This is a genomic window from Fibrobacter sp. UWB13 (assembly GCF_900177805.1).
Lineage (GTDB): Bacteria > Fibrobacterota > Fibrobacteria > Fibrobacterales > Fibrobacteraceae > Fibrobacter.
Genome location: NZ_FXAX01000002.1, coordinates 25,986 through 46,672, shown reverse-complemented (window position 1 = coordinate 46,672; position 20,687 = coordinate 25,986). Strand labels below are relative to the sequence as shown.

Genomic DNA, 20,687 nt, shown 5'->3' with positions numbered 1-20,687 from the left:
GTTAAAAAGACAATGTTGGTATAAAAAGCATGGCCGAAAATACGGCAAATAGCGCGTTTGTCGCTATTACCGTATCGTGACGATTTGCTTTTTGTTCATGATGTGTATTATATACGATCCTGGGGCCGGTTTGGCAATGTTAAAGTCCGAACTCACCGCATGATGGCGGTACAGAACTCGTCCTTGCATATCCAATAAAGTTACGTTGGCTCCAATCTGTGCTCCGTGAATCGAAATGAAGTTTGGTTCAACGGCAATGTGCAATTTTGCAATTGACCTTACTTTTTCAAGTCCTGTTCCCTTGCTTGAGCTGGAAACAGTTACGCTGGAACTAGACTTTGCATTGCTCGAAGATGACTTCGCGGAGCTGCTCGATTTCGCGCTGCTCGAAGAACTCGAAGCAATCTTTGAAGAACTGCTGGATTTCGCAGAGGAGGACGACGACTTCGCGGAACTACTGGATTCTTCGCTAGAGCTGGAGACCGTTACGCTAGAACTTGAATTCACGCTGCTTGAAGACGATTTTGCGGAACTGGATGACGATTGCGCGGTAGAGCTGCTCGAATTCACGCTGCTTGAAGAGCTAATTGCAATTTCGAGGTTGAGCGTCTTGATGTAAGCGGCTGCAAATTCTTCGACAACATTCTTCTTGAAGTGCGGGTAAGCATCACCTGTTTCTTGCCCCCATACGTCACCATTAATTCCATTCTTGTTGTAATCATGGAGCTTCTTGGCCAGCGACAAATCTGTAAACTCGGTAGCACTTGCTGCGGTTCCGCTTTGAGTTGTTTTTGCTGTATTCACATAGAATGTATTGTTCAATGAGACTTCGGAATTTTCGCCCGTTTCGGCGACGAGTGCGTCTACTAATGAATCCTTTTCGGCGCTGACAATGCCTTTGTTATACGTATTAACGATGGAAAGAATACCGTCCGTTTGTCCAATAATCCCGCCAGATTTAAACGTACCTGCTTGGACGTTGCCAACATTGTAAGAGTTGTAAAGATCTAGGAAATATTTCTGGAATGCAACTAAACCGCCTACTGCAGCATTGATGGAACTGACGAAGCCTTCGTTGTAAGAGTACATCATTGTGGATTTAGATGTGTCGTAGCTAATTATTTGCCCGACTAATCCGCCAATTCCGCCATACCCTAAAGTGGCTCCAGTATTAGACGCGTTGATTATAGTTGATTTTGCATATAAGATAGAACCTGCAATGCCTCCGACGCAATTGAGACCAAAAGTTTCGCCATCATGGTGGACGTTGACTATGTTCAGTTCGATGCCTTCGTCCGGACCTTCATCGTTGCCATAATAACCGATGATTCCTCCAGCGTGATTGGAATTTGCATTGATGTTGCTTTCGCTAGAAATATTTATCACCGACAAAATAGAAGCTGATTCGGCTCGTCCAATGAGACTCCCGACATACTTGTTTCCGTAGAAATAAGAGTCTTTGATGTTGATGTTTTGAATGACTGTTTTGGTCACGGGTGCTTTTTCACCGACTTCTCTTTTTAAGCCGATTGAGCCAAAGAGCCCGACTCCATCTGCGGAATTGGAAACGAAAAGACCTGAAATGGTGTGACCTTGACCATCAAACGTACCAATGAAATTCTTGATTGGAGTCCATTTTTTGAATTTTGCAGAATCTGCTTCGTTGATTTTTCCGTTGACGAGAACATTCTTGTTGTCGATGATGTTTGCCGTAAGCTTGACACATGTGCTCGTGTGCTTCGCTTCGCTGTTGTACATGTCGGCAAATTGATACAGCTCGCCAATGTCGCCGATTTCGTAGCAGTTGTTGACAATGCTCGGGTTGTGCCACCATTGGGCGTAATAAGTCAAGTCGCCTGTTGCATCGTTTGGAATGAATTTCACTGGACTTCCTGAATAGTCCTTGTTGCTGAACCAACCCTTAAAAACATAGTCCTTGCGTTCGGGAATCGGAAGTAAGCTTTCTAATCCTTCGACATATTTGTCGCGATATGTGGTTGTGTCTGTATCGTATGTTACCAACTTCAACGAAGAACTCTTGACAGAAGTAGCGCCTGTGATATTTCCGGTGAGCTTTGGATATTCGTCTGTGCCCACATTTTGACCCCACACGGAGCCGTCGGCGGTTTCGCTTTTGTACATGTGCAATGCGCTTGCGACCGCGCCGTTTTTGAACTGTTCTTCTGTGGCACTGAAAAGTCCAATGCTGTCTTGAGAAGTCCCGGAGTAGTCAATGTGGAAAACGTTTTTGTATGTAACGGGAACTGGAACTCTACTGAGGTGAACATATATCAAATCCGGAGTTGTTGCGGATTTTGTAAGCCCATAGGAATTTTCTATGTTAATTTGTGCTGTAACAGGAGTGCTGCCTGAATAGTATGGCTGTGGCGCGTAACCCACAAGTCCTTGAGCTTGGAAATAGTCGGCGTCGGTGAGGATGCTGTAGGAATTGACAATGTTCAGCGAACCCATGACGTTACCGACAAGTCCTCCTCCGTTGCCATATCCAAACAAGTTGATTTCGCTAGAAGTTTGCTTAATCGTAAGCGTTCCACCATGCAAGAGCCCGACAATGCCACCTCTATACTGTTTCGCTTCGTATATATAAGAGTTCCCCGTTACGGCATTGACTCCGCAATTTTCGATGACAACATCTTTGCTGAGGGTGTCGATTTCGCCCACCAGGGTTCCTGTGTTCAGACCACCACGAATGTATGTATCAGCGATGTTAACGTCCTTGATGATTGTGGGGGAGAGCGGGTCTCGGTTAAAAACAGATGCGAATAAGCCTGCATTTGTGAGTGTCGTATCGTTAATGTAAATGCCCGAAATCGTGTGGCCCTGACCGTCGAACGTGCCGTCGAAATCTCGAATCGGAATCCATTGGATGTCGCCTTTCTTTTTGGCGGCAACGTCCTTGTTGAGGGTAATGTCTTTTGTCAGCTGGGCGCAGAACGGCGTGATGTTGTACAGCGAAGTGTTGACGATGTTTGCAAAACCGAAGAGCTCTTCAACAGTGCCGATCTGGTAGCAACCTTCGACCATCTTTGGAGTTTGCGGGATAATGGAATAAAAGTTGAACTTGTCTGTAAATACGGGTGATTCGTCTTTTCCGATTTCTTGTCCCCATACGGAGCCGTCGGTGCCGGTACTGTCGGATTTGTATTCGCGTAAAAGCTTCGCCACTGTGCCGTCGTTGAATTCATGTGTGGTGACGTGGGTGCCGTACTTACCGATATAGGAACCATCGTAAAAACTGTGGATGACGGTAACACCATCGAGTGATGCCCTATCATTGTCCCATGTTTTTTGGGGCATGTGGTAGGAATTTTCAACAGTGACCGTCCCGTAATTGTACCCGACTAGGCGAATGGGGGACTTGGGAGTAGATGATGAGCAGCAGCCATCGTTGTCTGGTGTAAGGTGCCCTTTATTGTAGGAATTTGTAATGCTGATGTTCCCTTCGACAACGCCGATGAAAGCACCGCCTGCGGCTTTGGCATCGCCGCCCGCTTCGTTGAAGGAATGCGTAATGGTTCCGGTTCTGAGGTATCCTGCAAAACCGCCGATGGCGTATCTTCCGTGGGCGGAACCGTCTGTGTGGACGTTGATGATGTCGGTTTCTTCGCCATGTCCGATGAGTGTTCCGACGCAGGTGTCGCCACTGAAATAGGCGTCGATCAGATTAAGGTCCTTGATGGTGGCGTGGTATTCTTCTTCGAGGGAGACGAATTTTTTGATGGTGCTTCCGAAAAAGCCGATGTTGCCACCATACCAGTCGATGAAACTAAGCCCCGTTATGCTTTTGCCGTTGCCGTCGAAGGTCCCGCAATAGTTCATGATGGGCGTCCACGAAATGATCTCTGAACCATCAGAGTTTTCCGGGTTTTGGGTATTTACCAGAATATCGGCGGTGAGTCTTCCGCAGGCGCAATTGTCGTGAGCTGCATTATTTTCGTCGTTCACGATTTCTGCAAAACCGAAAAGTTCGGCTACAGTGCCAATCTGGTAGCAGTTATCCACCAGTTTGGGGGCGACGGGGGTTACAGTTTTTTCGGCAAAAGCGGATGCTGCCGCTAAAAGCAATACAGACAAGTAGATACGATTCATGTAAGTAAAATAACAAAAATCGACCTACATAGTCAAATAAACTAGTACGTGACGGGAATCCTTCTGTGTCGTTCTAGAATGTCAGCAAACCCCGTTGTAGCATCATGATACACGGTGAAATTCATTCGTCTCTCGTCTAAAGAGCGAGCGGCATCCACGGTTTCACGACATCGATGGACTCGAGCTTGCCCTGCAACTTGCGGCGGATGGCGGCTGCGGCAATCATCGCTCCGTTGTCTGTACTCAGACTACGGTCCGGCACGCAGAAGCGGATACCCTTCTTGTCGCAGTAATCCTGCAAGCGGGTGCGCAACCAGCTGTTTGCACTCACGCCACCGCCCATCACGAGCGTCTTCATCTTTGTCTTCTTGAGCGCGTTGATGGTCTTTGTGACAAGGCTATCGACAATCGCGTCTTCGAGCGAGGCGCAAATGTCACCGAGGTTCTGCTGGATAAATTCCGGGTCGTGTGTTTCGGTGTAACGGAGCACGGCGGTCTTTAAGCCGCTGAACGAGAATTCGCAGCTGTCGTGCGTGTGGAGCGCACGCGGGAATTCCACAAATTTGCGGTTGTGGTCTTTGCCGAGGCGGCTAATGGTTGCGCCTGCGGGGTACTTGAGACCGATAAGCTTTCCGCATTTGTCGAATGCTTCGCCGGCGGCATCATCGCGGGTGCGACCGATGCTTGTGTACTTGAATCCCGGTTCTTCCATCACTAGTTCCGTGTGCCCGCCCGAGACGGTAAGCGTCAAGAACGGCGGTTCAATGTCCGGGTTCGAGAGCCATGCGGCGGCGAGGTGGCCTTCGAGATGGTTCATGCCGTAAGCTGGGATGTTCAAATCGCGGGCGAGACCTTTGGCAAAGCTTGCACCGACGAGGAGCGGTCCCATGAGGCCCGGGCCTGTGGTGTACGCAATCGCGTCGATGTCCTTGAGTTCGATGCCTGCTTCCTTGACGGCAGCTTCGGCGATGGGCGCAATCTTTTGCAAGTGCGCACGGGCTGCAATTTCGGGAACAACACCACCATAGAGGGCGTGTTCGTCAATTTGGCTATAGAGCGGGTTCGAAAGAACTTTTAAAGGTTCGTCCTGCAAAACGGCGCAGGCGGTTTCATCGCAGCTGGATTCAATTCCAAGCCAAATCATATTCCGTATTCCTCGTCTTTATTATCGTCCTCGGTCTTTGTCTTGATGAGCTTGATCTTGTCCGGTTTGACAAGGATTGCCTTGATGGACATGCTGCGGTCGATATCGGGCGGCAAGTTCAACTTGACTGTGGGAGCGAGGCTGTCCGCATCTTCAATAGCGAAGCGGTTGTATTCAATAAAAAGTTCAATGTCGTTGCTGTTCACGGCTTCAATGACTTTTTCACCGCCGGTAATTTCGACGGTCGCCTGCTGCGGCGAGAGCGTATTCAAGGCACGGTCATAGAAACCAATCAGCTGGATGGGGATGTTCTTGAATTCCTTGGACTTGATTTTCTGGACATCGACAAAAATTTTGGCGACGGTATCGCTGGGCGTCACGAACGGCGGTAACTGTTCGGTCTGGAGCTTTACGGAGAACGTCTGGCTCGATTTGATGCTGTCGATAAAGATGGAATCTGTCGGGATATCGATGATTCGCGTGAGGGCGTTACGGGCACCAGAAACCTTCAAGTCTTCTTGCAAAAGCTTGGGCTGCTGCACAATCACATAGCCCGGAGCGGCGTTAAAATTCGTATTGCTCTTGATGGGGATGCTGCGCTCAATACGCGTATCGACGGCGACATCGATAAAGAGGTACTGGTTGTCCGGTTCCACGTAGTGGACGGTAGCAAAGTTCGGGGCGACAAAGTTCTTGGAATCGAGGTGGATGCGCCTGGAACCGAGTTCAGCGAGGTGCATGTCGACAACCATCGCGGCCTGCTTTTGCGACTGCAGGCGGATAAGGTCCAGGGGCTTGCCTTCGACGGTCACCGAAACTGTGCTAGGCGGCTTCGATGCAATCGCGAGCGCTTCGGGCAACTTCACGAACGTAAGCGGAACTTCCATCGTCAGTTGGAAGTCCTTCAGCGAGATGACATAGAACCAGAGGGCCATCGCGCATACCAAGGCGGTAATCTTTAATATGATGTTTCCCATAAAAGCCCCTTAAAGAACCTCTATAAATTTAATTATATTCGAGGCGTGTTCGGACAATTAGGTTACTTAATATCGGAATCTTTTAGAGGATGGAAGCAACACCGCACGGTGATTCTCCCGTCTCTGTTGACGATTTTCCTGTGCTCGCTTTTGCTTGCGGCTTCTTTTACGGCGCTCGGCGTCTCGTTTAAGCTCCTCTCGGTCGAAAAATCGCTGTACGTGATTGAAGCATTCTTGAACGAGAACGTTCCCGAAGATTCCATTGCGGTAATCCAGACGCGGCTTGAGCATACGCGCCATGTGGAATCCGTCTCGTTTGTGAGTGCGGATTCTGCGCTTGTGGATTTTAGCAACCATTTCTCGTCGGACATGCTGGAACTTGTCGAAGGGAATCCGATCCCCGCGTTTTTCCGTGTGTCCTTGAGCGAAGAGGCGCGCAACCCGGCAGACCTTTTCGAAGTGCGCAACACGATTGCCGAAGAAGCTTATTTTGAAGAGGTGCAGGCTCCGATAAAATGGGCTTCGCGAATTGCATCGTGGAAGTTCAAGATGATTTTCTGGCCGATCTGCATCAGTATTCTTTTGCTCATTACGCTCTCGCTTATCATTTGCAATTCGGTAAGACTTTCGCTTATGTCCCGCAAGCTCCTGGTCGAGAACATGAAGTACGCGGGTGGCAGTTATCTGTTTATTGAATTCCCGTTTGTGCTCGAAGGGGCAATGCAAGGGTTTTTAGGGAGTGGCGTTGCTATTTTGTTGCTTGGGCTTGTCATCCGTTCGCTCGTGCAGATGTTCCCGATTGTGGCAAGTGGCGTTGCCTACTTTGGAATCGTGGCGCTATTTACGGTGCTCTTGGAAACGATGCTTGCGGGCTACTTTAGTTTCCGCACGGTGCGCAGTTTCTTGTTCGAAAAGAAGGGTGAGCAGGAATAATGCGACTTGTTTGCCGGTTCATTCCGCTTTTGGTTTTCATCTTTGCCGTGGTGGCGGGTTCTGCAGTTTCGTCTTATGCAGCCCCGAAAAAGACCGATGCGCAGATCGATGAACAGAAGAACGCCCTCAAAAAGCTGGAGGTCGATCTTGCGAAAAAGCGTGAAGAACTTGCCGTCCTTGAAACCGAAGAAAAGGGCGTCTTGAATACGATTTCGCTTTTGGACCAGAACTTGAACCGTACCAGGTCTTACCTTTCGGAACTGACCCGCAATGAGGATATGTTGCAGGGGGCGGTCAAGCAATTGGTAATGGATATTGATTCTCTCGATGCTAAAATCAAGGCCCGCAAACGCGCCATGAGAAAGCGTATCCGTAATTTGTATGTACACGGTCGCAGTAACGATGCCGAAATCCTTTTTGAACTTTTGACAAAGAACGGGAACCCGGAACGCGAAGTTTACTGGGTGCATCATTTGCTAACCCGCGACCGCGAAGACGTGGAAACGCTCCGCCAGCTCATTGCCGAACGCACGCAGAAACAGCAGACGCAAGAAAAGCATTTGGCAGAACTTTCGAGACTTCGTTCCCGCAAGGCGGTCGAAGAACGCGGTCTTGTCGCGCAGATGAACGGTCAGGCTCGAATGCTGAATTCCCTCAAGCACGACAAGGCTGTGCAGCGCATGGCGCTCAAGGAATTCGAACGCAACCAGAAGACCATGCTTGCGCTCCTCAAGAAACTTGAGCAGCGCCGCAAGCGAGAAATCGAAGAAGCGAAGCGCGCCGAGGCAGCCCGCCTCGCCGCCCTCAAGAAGAAGGAACGCGAAGCCGAGAAAAAACGCCAAGCTGCCGACAAGAAGCGTGAGGCGGAAAAGAAACGTGAGGCAGAGATCGCCCAAAAGCAGACTCCGGTATCGCATTTCAAAGGCCCCAAGTGCATGCCGCTCGACGGTCCGATTATCAGCGAATACGGTCTGCAAGAACACCCGGTGCTCCACATCATGACGCGTAACCTCGGGGTGGAAATTCGCGGAAAGCGTGGTGGACGCATCCGTGCCGCAGCTGCCGGAACTGTAGCGATGGTCGCCGAAATTGACGGCCGCGGCCCCTCTGTTATCATTGAACACGAAGATGGAACGTACACGGTGTACGGTCACATGAAGGCAATCCACGTCCAAGAGGGCAAAAGTGTCAAGAAATGCGAAGAAATTGGAGAAGTGGGCGATATCGCTTCGTTAAATGGTATTAAATTGTATTTCCAAGTCAGCGAAGGGACACAGACCGTGGACCCGTTGCAATGGTTGAAACAGAGATGATAGAATATCGCTTAAATGGCCCCGCATCCCAGGAACGAATCCGCATTCGTCTTATGGCGGCGTTGCGTGAGAACCGCTTCCCGCAGTCGATTCTTATCGACGGTCCTGTGGGCATTGGCAAAAAAGCGCTTGCGATGGAAATTGCCCAGGCGCTCCAGTGTACAAACCCGAGCGTTCGCCCGTGCGGTAATTGCTTTGGCTGCAAAATGGCGGCTGATACCGGCGTGACCGATAACTGGGTCGTGCCGATGGAAGCGAAAGAGGCAAGCGCGCGCAATGCGGCCGACGTTTCTGCCGGGAGCTCTGCAAAGACCATCCAGGATTTTAAACAGGCGTACATCGAAGAAATCGCAAAGAACCCGTACCGCGTGGATATTTTCAGTGCGGGCGCCGTGATTTCGGTGGAACTCATCCGTACGATGACCGCCTCCTTTGCGATGAAGGGCGACCGCGTGCGCGTGGTGATTATAGCCGAGGCCGACCGCATGAACGATTCTGCGGCAAACGCTTTCCTCAAGACTCTTGAAGAAGTCCCGCCGAACACGTACTTCATTTTGACGACTTCGTCTCGCGAAAAGCTCTTGCAGACGATCCGTTCGCGCTGCCTTGCGCTCCACCTGCCGCCTCTCACGGATGAGGAAGTCCGTCAGGAGGCCATTCGCGTGGGCGGTGAAGAATTTGACGAATCGACACTGACCGACGATGTGATCGGGCTTGCCGTGGGTTCCCCTGGCATGGCGCTTTACTACGCTGAACACGCCAAGAACTGGTGCCCTCTCGCGGTCGATTTTATCGAGAAGTCGCTTTCACAGGATTACACGGACCTTTTCTTTAAGCTCGAAGATTCTGGACTTGAAGACCCGGCCATCGTGAACCGATTCTTGGAAGTGCTCTCGTTCTTGATTACGGACTTGTTGCGTCAACAATCGGGCGCTCCGCTCCGCATCCCGGAAGCAACGGGCAGCGTGAATCTCAAACGCTACCCGCAAGTGGGGGCGTCTGCCCTTGAAGCAGCTCTCGTGAGTGTGCAAGAAACTATGTCGAGAATCGCCTCCAGGCGAATGGCGGCAGTGACCTGCCTCCAGAACCTCTCGCTAAAACTTTTTGAAGGCTACAAGTAATGGAAGATCTTGTCGCCTCAACTTTGTCCTCTACGCTAAAGATTCCGCATGCGGTCGCGAGGTTCTTGGTCTCGCGCGGCATCAAGACTGTTTCTGATGCGTACCACATGCTGTGCTCTAACGAGAGCGACGTGCATGACCCCTTCCTCATGATGGGGATGGACAAGGCTGTGGAATGGATACTTGCGGTTCGCGAACGTGGCGAGCGTGTGTTCATTTTTGGCGACTACGATCTGGACGGCATGACGTCCGTGACGCTTTTGACCCGCTGCCTTAAGACTGTAGGCATTGATTCTGAATGGCGACTCCCGAACCGCTTTGGCGATGGCTACGGACTCTCGGTTTCTGCTGTCGACGAAATGTACGAGGCGGGGGCGCGCAACTTGATTACCGTAGATACGGGCATTACCGCGAATGTGGAAATTGCGCATGCCAAGGAACTCGGCATGGCAGTCATGGTCATGGACCATCATCAGCCGTCGGGCGATGGGCTCCCGGTGAGCGATGTGCTTTTGGACCCGCACCAAGAAGGCGACAATTACCCGAACCCGGAACTTTGCGGTGTCGGTGTTTCGTACAAGTTTATTTGTGCCTTGTTCAGCCGACTCGGCATAAAGGCTCCGGTGGAATATCTGGACTTGGTCGCCCTCGGGACGCTTGCGGACTTGGTGCAGATGACGCCTGAAAACCGCTATTTTACGCGTACCGGGCTCGAAAGTCTCAAGAACAGCCGCTGGCCTGGTGTGCAAGAAATGTACACCTCCCTCATGAAGCCCCATAGCTGTGTGGGTGGCATCGACGTGATGTACAAGCTTGCACCGCTCCTCAATGCACCTGGCCGCATGGAACGCCCGGACCCGGCGTTGAAACTTCTTTTGTGCGAAAACAAAGGTGAGGCAGGCAAGCTTTTGGAAGAGCTGAAAGATTGGAATACCCGTCGCAAGCAGAAAGAAGCCGAAATCACCGAAATGGCGATGGAACAAGTAAAGGCACTTTACGGCGACACCATCCCGACCGTGATTGTAGTTGCCGGCGAAAACTGGCATGTGGGCGTGATTGGCATTGTCGCGGCAAAGCTTGCCCAGGAATTCCACAGACCTTCGGCTGTGCTGTCGATTATCAACGGCATGGCACATGCGAGCGCCCGTGCAGTTCCTGGATTCAACTGGCACAAGGCGCTTTTTGATAGCCGTGAACTTTTTGACCGTTGGGGCGGTCACGCAAATGCGGCGGGCTTCTCGCTCGAAGCGGGCAAGATTGAAGAACTCCGCGGGCGCCTGTTGCAGTCTGCAAAAGACCAGGGCTATACCGGCGAGGTCATCAACACTGATGAATCGTACCCGTACGATATCAAGATTGCGCTCCGCGAACTGACCGTAGAAACGCGCGTACCGACAGGGCGTTATCCGATTCGTGAACGCTCGATTCTCGAATTCATCGACTTGCTCGAACCATTTGGCGGAAACTTCCCGTACCCCGCCTTCCGTGCCGAAAACGTGACCGTGCATCGCGTGCGTGAACTTCGCGGTGGACACCTGCAGATGGAAATCTCGCAGGCGGGGAGTGCCGTTTTCCCGGCTATCGCATTTGGACTCCGCAAGAGCAAGGCTTTGCTCGGACGCTCCCGCCCGGTGACGGTTGTGTTCGAACCGATTTGGAATTACTATAACAACACCAAGACGGTGCAGCTCTGCATCAAGTCTATCGAGTAGTGCTATGCTGAAACGTAATGCTCCATTGCTTGCCTTTGCTCTCGTCTTTGTTGCTGTGTTGTACTTTGTCTACAGCATCCCGCAGTACGAGCCTATTGTGGATGTTGAGGATGAAGAAGAGGATGTCGCCGAAGAGGCGTTTACCGGTCGCGTGGAAATGCCCTCGATTGACGAAATTTATGTGATTGAAAATACTGCAGGGCGTGACCTGAACAAGCTTGCAATGTTCTTGGAAGGGCGCGCCGCAGGCCTGCATTACCTCTCCTCGGAGTATTTTAAGAAAGCTCGTGTGGCCCGCAAAGGGCACAAGTTATTCAAGTCCGATGATGAAGTGTTCCTCGGACTGCACCTCACGCTCGATAGTCTTGGACGTTTCAAGGACCCGCAAATCATGTTTACGAGTTCTGATAACGAAGTGTTCAAAGTCAAGCTCCTGAAGCACGTCGAATACTTCTGGCGCCTTCCGCCCAGCAAGCAAGGCAAACTCGAGATCTGGATCCCTATCCGCTTCCGTGGCGGGGTTTAACCCCTTACTGTCACCCCGGACTCCGTTCCGGGGTCACCATACACTATTAAAGGCGATGCCGGCTCGTCCCCGTCATCCCCGTCAAGCGAGGACAGGCGCGAGGACAGGTAGGCCGGCATGACAACAAATGCAAAAAAAGCTCCACTAGGTGGAGCTTGGCAAATGCTATTGTTAGCGAGCGATTAGCTTTAGGTTAGGCTCTCAGGATTTCGACGAGCTGCTTTGCGTTCTTTTCGATAAGCACGAATGCTTCGAACATGCGGGCTTCACGCCACTTGGTCAAGTACTTCGTCTGCCAGTCCACCGCGATCATGTCCGGATCCTTAGGACCGTTTTCGTTCTGGTACCAGACTTCCTTCGTGATTTCGCGGATCATGGCGCCCATTTCGGCTGCCGGCTGCAAGGAACCCTTGCAGAGGAGGAGTGCACGGAGGTTGTCGAGGAGAATTTCGTCAGAAGGCTGTTCAGCATCTTCGCGGGCGCATTCCCAAATTTCTTCGCGGTGGCGTTCTGTCCAACCGATCAAGTACTTTTTGGTCTTTTCGAGCTCACCTTTGGCAAGCTTTTCATCGACCGCTTCGCGCGGATAATATATGCTGTTTGGATAGAATTCAATCATGATCTACCTCCCTTCTGCGAAGTGAAGCACAAAAACAATGCCCGGGGCGGGACTTGAACCCGCACGGAGTTGCCCCCAAGGGATTTTAAGTCCCCAGTGTCTACCATTCCACCACCTGGGCAGGTTGTGCGGTGTGTAATATAGCAATTTGTGTGGGTAAAATTACACGGCTACGTGTTTTAATATTGTTTTTATCACGATTTTCATCAAAAACGTATTTTCTGTTTACAAATGTTTACTTTTGAGCCGTGTTTATGTATATTATAAGTTAGACCAAAGCGGAAAAGAACCTCTTTTTATATTAATTTTGGTTCAATCTAGCTTGGAGAAATAGATATGCTGAATCATGGCTCTAAAAAGAACGGTTATACCTTGGTAGAAGTCCTAGTCGTTGTTACGATTATGGGCGTCTTATCGTCTATGGGTGTTGCTGGCTTGAGAGGGGCTGTCATCAATACACGAATAAAAGACTGCGCGCAAAATACGGCCGCTTTTTTGGAACGTGTAGCCAATGATGCTAATCGATTGTCCAAACGCCTTTGTGTCAAAATGGCTGGCGATAACGAGCAGACTCTTTATGTGTATATGGTAAATGATTGTGGTGCTGGATCTATCGAAAATGTAGAGCCTATTGATTCGCTTACTATTGAAGCTCCTGCTAGATTTAGTTGTGATGATCAAGTCCAACTTGACGAATTTAGTACCGCGGATAAGGACTGGGCGAGCGAAGGAGCCTTGTTTATTCCTCGTATAGGTCTTTCTGCGGCGCCATCCGAAGGTTATGTGTGCATGCAGTATGGCACCAGCTATGTTTATGGTCTTGTAGAAAAAAATAGGAATAATAATATGCTTATCCCCCAATGGAGAACAGGCAGTTTTTGGAACAAATTGTAGGTAAATTATGGTGAAACTTTTGAAGAACAAAAAAGGCTTTGGAATTGTTGAAATCTTGGTCGCTGCTGCGGTCCTTGGTTTTATGTACATGGCTGTATTGAATCTTCAAGGCGGTAACCACGATGCCTTGTTGCGTATTCGCGGTCGTGATGGTGCTATTGAAGTTGCCCAGCAGGTGCTGGATTCCCTCAAGTCCGTGGGGATTGCCTCGATTCCGTCGAAATCTGCGGAGGATACGACTTTTGAAGTGCATGATATCAATCGCAAGTGGGCTCGTGGTCTGGGCGATTCTGCTACGGTAACGTACTCGCCAGAAGTGACTGTTTCTGCAACGCAGAACTACACATCGACTGACGCCTCGCAGTACGAAACAATTCACCACGTTTATGCGAAACAAGTAAAAGTCAAAGTCTCCTGGAACTTCAAAGGCTCCACGCAGTCTATCGAAGTCTCTAGTGTAATTAGGTAGTAGGTTACCTTTCCCCTAATATGTGCATTATCACGGGCCGGTTCTTGCCGGCTTCTGTTTTATGTATCGTGAGCTTGCCGGTGCTGTCGTAGCTGAACTGCTCGCCGATGCGTTCGCCGTTCACGTAGTTGAGGCTGTCCTTCAATACACCGCTCGGGTACCAGTTGCGCCAGACGCCGTGACGCTTGGATTTTCCGTTTGCGTCTGTTTGCCAGAACCCTTCGCTTGCCATTCTGCCGCCCATGCTGTCCGGGTAGAAACTGCGGCTTGTTTGAATACTTGGTGTGCTAGGTGTATCATCGATAGTGTTGTATTCTCGTGTCCAGAATTCTTCGTACAAAAGAACGTGACCTTTTTGAATGTAGCGGAGCGTTGCCGGGTACTTGCCGATGCTTTGTTTGAAATCGTCTTTATGGCTTAACGTGCAAGAGTCGAGTTCTCCGTTGGGTTTTTCCGAATGGACGAATAAGGTCTCGGCACAGAATAGCGTTGATGAATTGGCGCAGGTCCCGTAAGCGATGCCTGAATTACTATGGGGCGGGTCGGTTGAATCTGCAACAAAGTTGCTTTCTCGGATAACATTGTTGTTTTCGTCGAACCATTGGATTTTTTCACGACCTTTGAAAAAACTCGACTTGATTTTTTTGATAAGGGACCCGTCTGCCCTGTAGAATGTTAGCGGCAACGGTGCTAATTGACTTTCAATAATCCCTTCTTCCATGATTTGCGCTTGTTCGCAATTTTTTGTGGAGTCCACTGGCCCGTATGATTCGTAGTACTTTTTGTAATTGCCTTCTAAATTGCCACTCACGCAATCGAAGTACTCCGTGATTTTGCAATTTCTCCCGAAACGCTTGATATATCCGTTAGCTTCATGGCATCTGTTTTCTTCGGCAAGCACACCATTGTCGTGAAAATGTTTCCACACACCGATGTGGTTCCCGTTGTCGTCATAATGTTCTTCAAATGCCTTTACCCCATTGTGATGGAATCCTTCCCAGTCGCCAACAGGGAGGTCGTCTTTATAAAATTGGACCGCTTCGACTTTTTTGTTCTGGTAGTAGACTGTCCACTTGCCGTCTTTTTTCCCTTTGTTATAGTGCCCAATCATTGCGACATCGCCAAAGCCAGTCCAGCGTTTGAATTCCCCATGCGGGAGGCTGTCTTCGTAGGGGATTTCGAATTCCTTGATGCCGTCATTGTACCATTCATTACGCTTGAGGATGGTGCCGTCGGGGTAAACCCAGATAGAGGTCTTTTTGACTCCGTTTACGTGCCTTGCGAGGATATGTTCTTCGGCTCGTTCGACGGTACACCCGGCGAAACTGCATAAAATGGCAAAAAAGGCGATTAAATGACGGAGTTTCATTGTTCGTAAAGTAGAAAAAAAGTAATTTCTAGGTGTGAACGGACAGACAAAAAAAACAATTGCAGAAACTTTGCACATGAAAATCCAGACTCCCTGGATTTGGCTTGTTGTCGTTCTTACGATTTGCTTGACGGCGCTGTTTTACGTTTCGCAAAAACCGCAGGTCGCCGTTTATTCCCAGTACGTGAAGTCGCTTTGCGATTACCAGTTTGCCGATGCGAGCCTCATGCGTTCGATGGAACGTGTCCGTAGCGGTTACGAGGTGGATTCGGCGGTGGTGCTTGCGCAGATGATGACGCTCCGCGAAGTAGCGCTCTCATTTGATGCGGGGATCCAGAAGTTGGAACAGACTGGCTTTTCGACGCCTCCGGCTTCCTCGGTATCGCATTTCAAGTCGAGTGTCTTGGCGAAGGTCTCTTGCTTGCATCGCTACCTTTCGGAACGTTCCGCTTGGATCGATGAACTGGAGAATGTTTACCGCTTGATGGAAATGGGCTCTTCGGATGTCGATTTGGCTTTGGTGCGCAAATTGGATTCTGCAAGGGCGGGCTATGCGGTGCTCCCGGATGGGCTTGTGTTGCCGGAGGCTTTTAATAAGCGCGTGGAAACGCTGTTCCAGAAAAATCTGGATTTGTACGATGCCTGGAACCAGTTTAATAATGACAAGACTCTCAGCGCAAGTGACGAACTGCTCCACTTTTTCCAGATGGAAAACGTGAAAGAGATTTCGCTTTCGGCAAAGATCCCGCTGGCGTTCTATTTCTTGTCGCTCGTGCTTTTGCTTGCCACGTTCTTCTTTATATTTAAGTCTAAACAGTAAGGATTGCAATGTCTATTTTTCGTGTTCGTAAAGTTGCCTTTATCAATTTTGGTTTCCTGCTGATATTCCTTGCTAGTTGGGTTTCTTGGTATATCTATCCGCTTGCGAAAAGCTTCTTTGTCGAAGAAAGCTTGTTTTATGGCAAGGTGAGCTACGCCGCTATTCCGAGTTTGTTCGGCGGTTCGAACTTGCCGTTTTTCGATAAGACTTATTTCCAGATCAATGGCGATACAAAATGCACGTTCGTGCTTTATGCAGACGATGATCTTTTGGACGACATGGCGGAATGGTTCGATTTCTCGGCGATGAACGCGAGCGAAATCCCGTTGGAAATTTATGCGTCACGTGTGGGCGACAAGTTTATCGTGAAGTCGATGGCTTCGAAAAATGGCGAACTCAGCTGGGATGACCTGTCGGCAGATTACCAATTTTATTGGTGCTTTGTTGGGACATGCGTAGTGGGCTTTATGCTGATTATGGGGATTATCCTCATTTTTGTGGCGCTGGTGCATAAGCCACGTCAGTTGAAATTTCAGGATTCGCCGAGTGGCGCGGAATGATGCGATTTGGTTTAGTTGCCTCGTTGTTGGTGTTGCTGCTTGCTGGTGTGCAGGCGTTTGCTGCGCCTAGTGCGCCTGCCTCTAAAGTGCTTACCCCTAATGCGCCGGATTCGCTTTTGATTGATGTGCTTGGTGCGGGTTCGTCGTTCCAAAGTCCGGCGGGAATTTGGTGGCCGAAAAAAATAAAGAAAGCGTCGGTTGTCGTGTGGTTCCACGGTGGCATGAGTAGTGGTAACTGTGCGAAAGGGCTTGTTGCTGGGGCTGACTTTGCGGAGCTTTATCCTGAAAAAATTGTGGTGAGCGTATCGGCTTGTCGCGATAACCATTGGGTCACGCCGGCTGCAATTGCCGCTGTTGATGCGGCGCTTGATTCTGTGGCTGCAAAGCGCGGAGCTCCGGTGGAGCGTGTTTCGCTGGTGGGCGTTTCGGACGGCTCGCTGGGGGTCTTGGTTTATTCGCTCGAAGGTCGTCGTGCTGTGGAAGACCGCTTGCTCGTGAGTTCGTTTGGAGCATTCTTGGGTGGACCGTTGGAACTTGCGGCGCCGAAGAAAATGCATGTCGGGCGTTTCCGCTTTTTGCAAGGGGGCAAGGACAGGCTTTACCCGTCTGACCAGACGGTGCCGTGGATTACGGAATTTTGCAAGGCTGTTCAGGTGGACTGCGAACTCCGGTTCGACCCGGAAGGCGAGCACGACTGGAGCTATTGGAAGGGCAAGCGGATGGAATGGATCCGCGACGCCATCCGCAAATAAGCGCCAAATAGCCTTATTTATGAACCTCCCCTTGACAAAAGGGTGTTTTTTTTCAAAATTTGGTGCACCACGCGGATGTGGTGGAACTGGTAGACACGCTAGATTCAGGTTCTAGTGCTCGCAAGGGCATGAAGGTTCAAGTCCTTTCATCCGCACTGAAAAACCCGGTAGTTCGCTATCGGGTTTTTCGTTTTTTTTCAATAATGTCATCCTCGACCAACGGGAGGAGGATCCATAATTTCTTGATATAACTGGATTCTTCGCCATGGATGGCTCAGAATGACGTTGTAATTATGTACTCTTGGGGTTGATTGTTTTTTGCAAAAGGTCATAATGAGCGATTTTTTAGATGATGAACTTTGCGAATTCTCGCTGCAAGAGGTTGAAGGCGAGCGTGCTGTGTTGCGCCCGCTTGGCGAGGCGGACGTGCAGCCGCTGTTCGAGCTGATTGAAGGCTCTCGCGAGTTCTTGTCGGAGCACTTGCCGTGGCCAAGCGAAGAATGTCGCACTCCCGAAGATGTTTCTGCGAAAATAGATGCTTGGGACTTGCAGGCGCAGATGGCTAATGGCGCCTGCTGGGGCATTTTCGAGAAGGGCGCAAACGCAGATTTAAAAATCGCGGGCTGCATTATGCTTGGCTGGGTGCAGTGGAAAAATCGCTCGGCGACAGTAAGCTATTGGCTTGGTCAAGACTTTTGTGGTCGCGGGCTTGCGACCGAAGCGCTTTTGCTTGTGGCGGGCGAATCTTTTGCGATGGGGCTGAATCGTCTTGAACTTACGGCTTCGGTCAACAATCCGAAGAGTGCTGCTGTCGCCCGCCGTGCCGGATTCCAGGAAGAAGGTCTCTGCCGCGAGTACGAACGAATCCATGACCATTTCGAAGACCACATTCGCTTTTCGCTCCTCGCTAGAGACTTTTGTTAAGCATTCACGGCGTTTGTTGCTCTTGTTGCGTTCGGGGCGTTGCGGGGTGGAACCCCGCTCGAAGGGGTGATGGAAGACCCGGCGAGTCGGGGCTGCAATCAGGGGAAAGCCTGCCCCTCTCGTCTCTCGTCTGACATGGTTACTTGGGTAAACGATAAAAGCTTTTTATTCTTTGATTTTGTGGCGGAAGACTTCTATTTTTTAGAATATGGAAACAGGAGAAAATCGCATAGTTGAACCTGATGTTCTGCAATACACGAACTACCGTGTGTATTTGCGGGACTACTATGAGTTCAAGAAGAAGACGGTCTCGGCTTTTAGCCTCCGTTTCTTCGCAGAGAAGGCTGGGCTTTCGAGCCACGCCCATCTCAAGCTCACGATTGACGGAAAGCGAAATATTACAAAGAACACGGTGGTAAAGCTCATCCACGGTCTCGGCTTGGATGGCCAGCGTGCTGCATATTTCGAAAGTCTTGTTTTCTTCAATCAGGCCCAGACGGATGCGGATAAGCAGGTTTACTACGCCCAGCTTTTGAAGGCGAGCCCGCGCTCCAAGCTGCACAAGATGGATGCGGCTCAGTTCCGTATTTTCCGCGAATGGCACCACTCCGCGATTCTCGAGATGGTGGCGCTCAAGGATTTTCGCCCGATTCCCGACTGGATTTCCAAGCGCCTCGGCGGTCTCATTACGCCTGCCCAGGTGACGGAATCCCTCAAGCTTCTCGTGGAACTGGGACTTCTGGTAAAGACCGCGAACGGTTACCGCCAGCGCGACCCCCTGATTACTACTGACGACGAAGTCCAGGATTTGATGGTCAAGATGTACCATCTGCAGATGCTCAAGCTCTCGGCGGACATGCTTTCGGCGCTTCCGGGCCCGCAAAGGGACGTTTCTGCCCTGACTTTCAGCATAAAACGCGAAGATTTCCCCAATTTGAAAAAACATTTGCAACTGATGCGCAAAGAACTACTAGATTTCTCAGCAAAGGCTGGGGAAGGTGAGGATGTTGTGCAAATCAATATCCAGCTGTACCCTCTAACCCGAGGAGTATGATGCGTTCTTTGAGTTCAATAATCGGTTGCGTGCTTGTGGCATTGTGGGCGGTCGGATGTTCGGAATCCGACACTACGGCCGGTATTGAAATTGGAAATCCGGAGATAGCGCAGAACATCGGGCTTACCGCAGATTTCTCCATCGACTATTCTGATGCAAAGCCGGTTTCGCTTGCCAAGGCTGCGGCGAAGGATGAAAAGGTCGTCATCGATACGTTCCAGCTCACGCTTACCGAAGTCCGTTCTTTCTGCAGCTTCTATGTGGGCGTTTCTGTCAATCAGGAAGATGGACTGTTGCTCTGGCCGTATGAAGATGATCCGGCGGCTGTGCTCCCCATTTCGTTCACGGATGGCGAGTTTGTCAAGGATGCCTTCTATAATATCGATTTGAAGAATGACGGGTTCCTTAAGGAAATCGGTGTCGGCTTTGAAGTTGGCAAAAAGAAGTCGGTAAACTCGATTTACGGTCGCATCCGTCAGAATGGCAAGGAAATCCCATTTGTCTATGAGCTGAACAATTTCCAGGTGTTTAAGCTGCTGTACAACCAGTCGCAGATTGAAGTTCAAGATTCTGCGGCGAATTTGTCTGTGATTTTCCGCGTGCATCGCTTTGTCGATGGACTTGACCTTGCTTCGGCGAAGGTGGGCGAGGACGGTGTTATCCGCTTCAGCAAGACCGAAAACAAGGACCTTTGGAATTCTCTGAATGAACGATTCTTGCCGAGTTTCCAGGCGATGCGTTACAGCTATACGGCGGCTGATGGCAAGGATTATGATGGCTTTGTCGACGATGTCTGGACCGCAATTGCTGGGCAGAAGAACAAGAATTTGATTTCTAATGGAAACTTTAGCGAGGGTGGAAAGAACTGGATTTTCCACAAGCAGTTCAATGGCGCTGCCGATACGGCGATTGTCAAAGAGAAAAATTCTAATGTGATGAAGGTGCATGTAACCAAGGGCGGGAATTTCTCTTATAGTGTGCAGTTGCTGCACGAAAATATCCCTGTAATCGTTGGTTATACGTACAAGTTTGTTTTCACAATCTGGTCTGATGTCGAAGGTGAAATGACGGCTCGTTTGGGAAATTCCATCTACAATGGAGAAACGAATGGGTTCCAGGAACACGTCAAGGTTTCGACTTCCGGTAAGTCGTTCGAAATTGAATTTTCGCCTGCGGAAACAGACCCGTATGCCCGTTTGGACTTGAATTTGGGCAGTCGCGAAAGAACGTTCTGGATTAAGGACGTCCAGCTGATTCGGATTAAGTAATATATCCCTACATTGTTAGTATAAAAAGTAAACAAATTTAAACTTCCTCACTTGTAACAATTACATATAATTGTTATATTTTTCTTAAATTCTATTTTTCAATTTGTTTAGATTGGCTTGCA

18 protein-coding genes and 2 tRNA genes are annotated in these 20,687 nt (G+C 49.9%); 14 read left to right on the top strand and 6 right to left on the bottom strand.

Going from position 1 to position 20,687, the window contains the following annotated elements:
• Positions 1 to 66 precede the first annotated feature (66 nt).
• The 3 genes from B9Y77_RS10005 to B9Y77_RS09995 all read right to left on the bottom strand — a co-directional run bounded on the left by B9Y77_RS10005 (position 67) and on the right by B9Y77_RS09995 (position 6,231).
• Positions 67 to 4,110, bottom strand: coding sequence for an InlB B-repeat-containing protein (locus tag B9Y77_RS10005; protein WP_085491521.1), 4,044 nt, complete (start codon positions 4,108 to 4,110; stop codon positions 67 to 69).
• Between the two features lie 136 nt (positions 4,111 to 4,246).
• Positions 4,247 to 5,254 (bottom strand): tRNA (adenosine(37)-N6)-threonylcarbamoyltransferase complex transferase subunit TsaD, encoded by a 1,008-nt coding sequence (gene tsaD / locus B9Y77_RS10000; RefSeq protein ID WP_085491520.1) that lies wholly within the window; start codon positions 5,252 to 5,254, stop codon positions 4,247 to 4,249.
• Positions 5,251 to 6,231 carry a CdaR family protein gene (locus B9Y77_RS09995; RefSeq protein ID WP_085491519.1) on the bottom strand — a complete coding sequence of 327 codons (981 nt, stop codon included), beginning with the start codon at positions 6,229 to 6,231 and terminating at the stop codon, positions 5,251 to 5,253. Before B9Y77_RS09995 ends, tsaD begins: the two co-directional genes overlap by 4 nt.
• 45 nt (positions 6,232 to 6,276) lie before the next feature.
• Between B9Y77_RS09995 and B9Y77_RS09990 the strand changes: the two genes are divergently transcribed.
• From B9Y77_RS09990 to B9Y77_RS09970, 5 genes are read left to right on the top strand one after another with little or no spacing between them, the layout of a single operon-like run.
• Positions 6,277 to 7,164 (top strand): cell division protein FtsX, encoded by an 888-nt coding sequence (locus B9Y77_RS09990; protein WP_085491518.1) that lies wholly within the window; start codon positions 6,277 to 6,279, stop codon positions 7,162 to 7,164.
• Positions 7,164 to 8,477, top strand: coding sequence for a murein hydrolase activator EnvC family protein (locus B9Y77_RS09985; RefSeq protein ID WP_085491517.1), 1,314 nt, complete (start codon positions 7,164 to 7,166; stop codon positions 8,475 to 8,477). The genes B9Y77_RS09990 and B9Y77_RS09985 overlap by 1 nt, the downstream gene beginning before the upstream one ends.
• On the top strand, positions 8,459 to 9,598 hold the full coding sequence (locus B9Y77_RS09980; RefSeq protein WP_254899996.1) for a DNA polymerase III subunit: 1,140 nt from the start codon (positions 8,459 to 8,461) through the stop codon (positions 9,596 to 9,598). The genes B9Y77_RS09985 and B9Y77_RS09980 overlap by 19 nt, the downstream gene beginning before the upstream one ends.
• The gene (gene recJ, locus B9Y77_RS09975) at positions 9,598 to 11,310 is read left to right on the top strand and encodes a single-stranded-DNA-specific exonuclease RecJ (protein WP_085491515.1); all 1,713 of its coding nucleotides are present in this window, start codon (positions 9,598 to 9,600) and stop codon (positions 11,308 to 11,310) included. Before B9Y77_RS09980 ends, recJ begins: the two co-directional genes overlap by 1 nt.
• A gap of 4 nt (positions 11,311 to 11,314) precedes the next feature.
• A complete protein-coding gene (locus B9Y77_RS09970) occupies positions 11,315 to 11,836 on the top strand; it encodes a hypothetical protein (RefSeq protein WP_085491514.1) in 522 nt (173 codons plus the stop codon).
• 193 nt (positions 11,837 to 12,029) lie between these two features.
• Here B9Y77_RS09970 and B9Y77_RS09965 read toward each other — a convergent pair whose 3' ends face one another.
• Together B9Y77_RS09965 and B9Y77_RS09960 are read right to left on the bottom strand one after the other, a co-directional pair.
• Entirely contained in the window at positions 12,030 to 12,455 is a 426-nt protein-coding gene (locus tag B9Y77_RS09965; protein WP_014546584.1) for a hypothetical protein, read from the bottom strand.
• A gap of 38 nt (positions 12,456 to 12,493) precedes the next feature.
• Positions 12,494 to 12,576 (bottom strand) — tRNA-Leu (locus tag B9Y77_RS09960).
• Positions 12,577 to 12,791: 215 nt separating this feature from the next.
• Here B9Y77_RS09960 and B9Y77_RS09955 point away from each other — a divergent pair.
• A complete protein-coding gene (locus tag B9Y77_RS09955; protein WP_085491513.1) occupies positions 12,792 to 13,349 on the top strand; it encodes a prepilin-type N-terminal cleavage/methylation domain-containing protein in 558 nt (185 codons plus the stop codon).
• A 7-nt stretch (positions 13,350 to 13,356) separates the two neighbouring features.
• On the top strand, positions 13,357 to 13,818 hold the full coding sequence (locus B9Y77_RS09950) for a type IV pilus modification PilV family protein (protein ID WP_073424987.1): 462 nt from the start codon (positions 13,357 to 13,359) through the stop codon (positions 13,816 to 13,818).
• 4 nt (positions 13,819 to 13,822) lie between these two features.
• On the opposite strand, the gene B9Y77_RS09945 is transcribed toward B9Y77_RS09950, so the two are convergent.
• Positions 13,823 to 15,187: a toxin-antitoxin system YwqK family antitoxin gene (locus B9Y77_RS09945; protein WP_254899995.1), complete on the bottom strand. Its 1,365-nt coding sequence runs from the start codon at positions 15,185 to 15,187 to the stop codon at positions 13,823 to 13,825.
• A 34-nt stretch (positions 15,188 to 15,221) separates the two neighbouring features.
• Here B9Y77_RS09945 and B9Y77_RS09940 point away from each other — a divergent pair, with 34 nt between their 5' ends.
• The 7 genes from B9Y77_RS09940 to B9Y77_RS09910 all read left to right on the top strand — a co-directional run bounded on the left by B9Y77_RS09940 (position 15,222) and on the right by B9Y77_RS09910 (position 20,565).
• Entirely contained in the window at positions 15,222 to 16,007 is a 786-nt protein-coding gene (locus tag B9Y77_RS09940; RefSeq protein WP_254899994.1) for a hypothetical protein, read from the top strand.
• 8 nt (positions 16,008 to 16,015) lie between these two features.
• Positions 16,016 to 16,567, top strand: coding sequence for a hypothetical protein (locus tag B9Y77_RS09935; protein ID WP_085491510.1), 552 nt, complete (start codon positions 16,016 to 16,018; stop codon positions 16,565 to 16,567).
• Positions 16,564 to 17,319, top strand: a complete 756-nt coding sequence (locus B9Y77_RS09930; protein ID WP_254899993.1) for a hypothetical protein — start codon at positions 16,564 to 16,566, stop codon at positions 17,317 to 17,319. Before B9Y77_RS09935 ends, B9Y77_RS09930 begins: the two co-directional genes overlap by 4 nt.
• A 71-nt stretch (positions 17,320 to 17,390) precedes the next feature.
• Positions 17,391 to 17,474, top strand: a tRNA-Leu gene (locus tag B9Y77_RS09925).
• 178 nt (positions 17,475 to 17,652) lie between these two features.
• Entirely contained in the window at positions 17,653 to 18,243 is a 591-nt protein-coding gene (locus B9Y77_RS09920; protein ID WP_085491509.1) for a GNAT family N-acetyltransferase, read from the top strand.
• Positions 18,244 to 18,451: 208 nt separating this feature from the next.
• Positions 18,452 to 19,297, top strand: a complete 846-nt coding sequence (locus B9Y77_RS09915) for a TIGR02147 family protein (RefSeq protein WP_085491508.1) — start codon at positions 18,452 to 18,454, stop codon at positions 19,295 to 19,297.
• The gene (locus B9Y77_RS09910) at positions 19,294 to 20,565 is read left to right on the top strand and encodes a carbohydrate binding domain-containing protein (protein ID WP_254899992.1); all 1,272 of its coding nucleotides are present in this window, start codon (positions 19,294 to 19,296) and stop codon (positions 20,563 to 20,565) included. Before B9Y77_RS09915 ends, B9Y77_RS09910 begins: the two co-directional genes overlap by 4 nt.
• Positions 20,566 to 20,687: the final 122 nt, after the last annotated feature.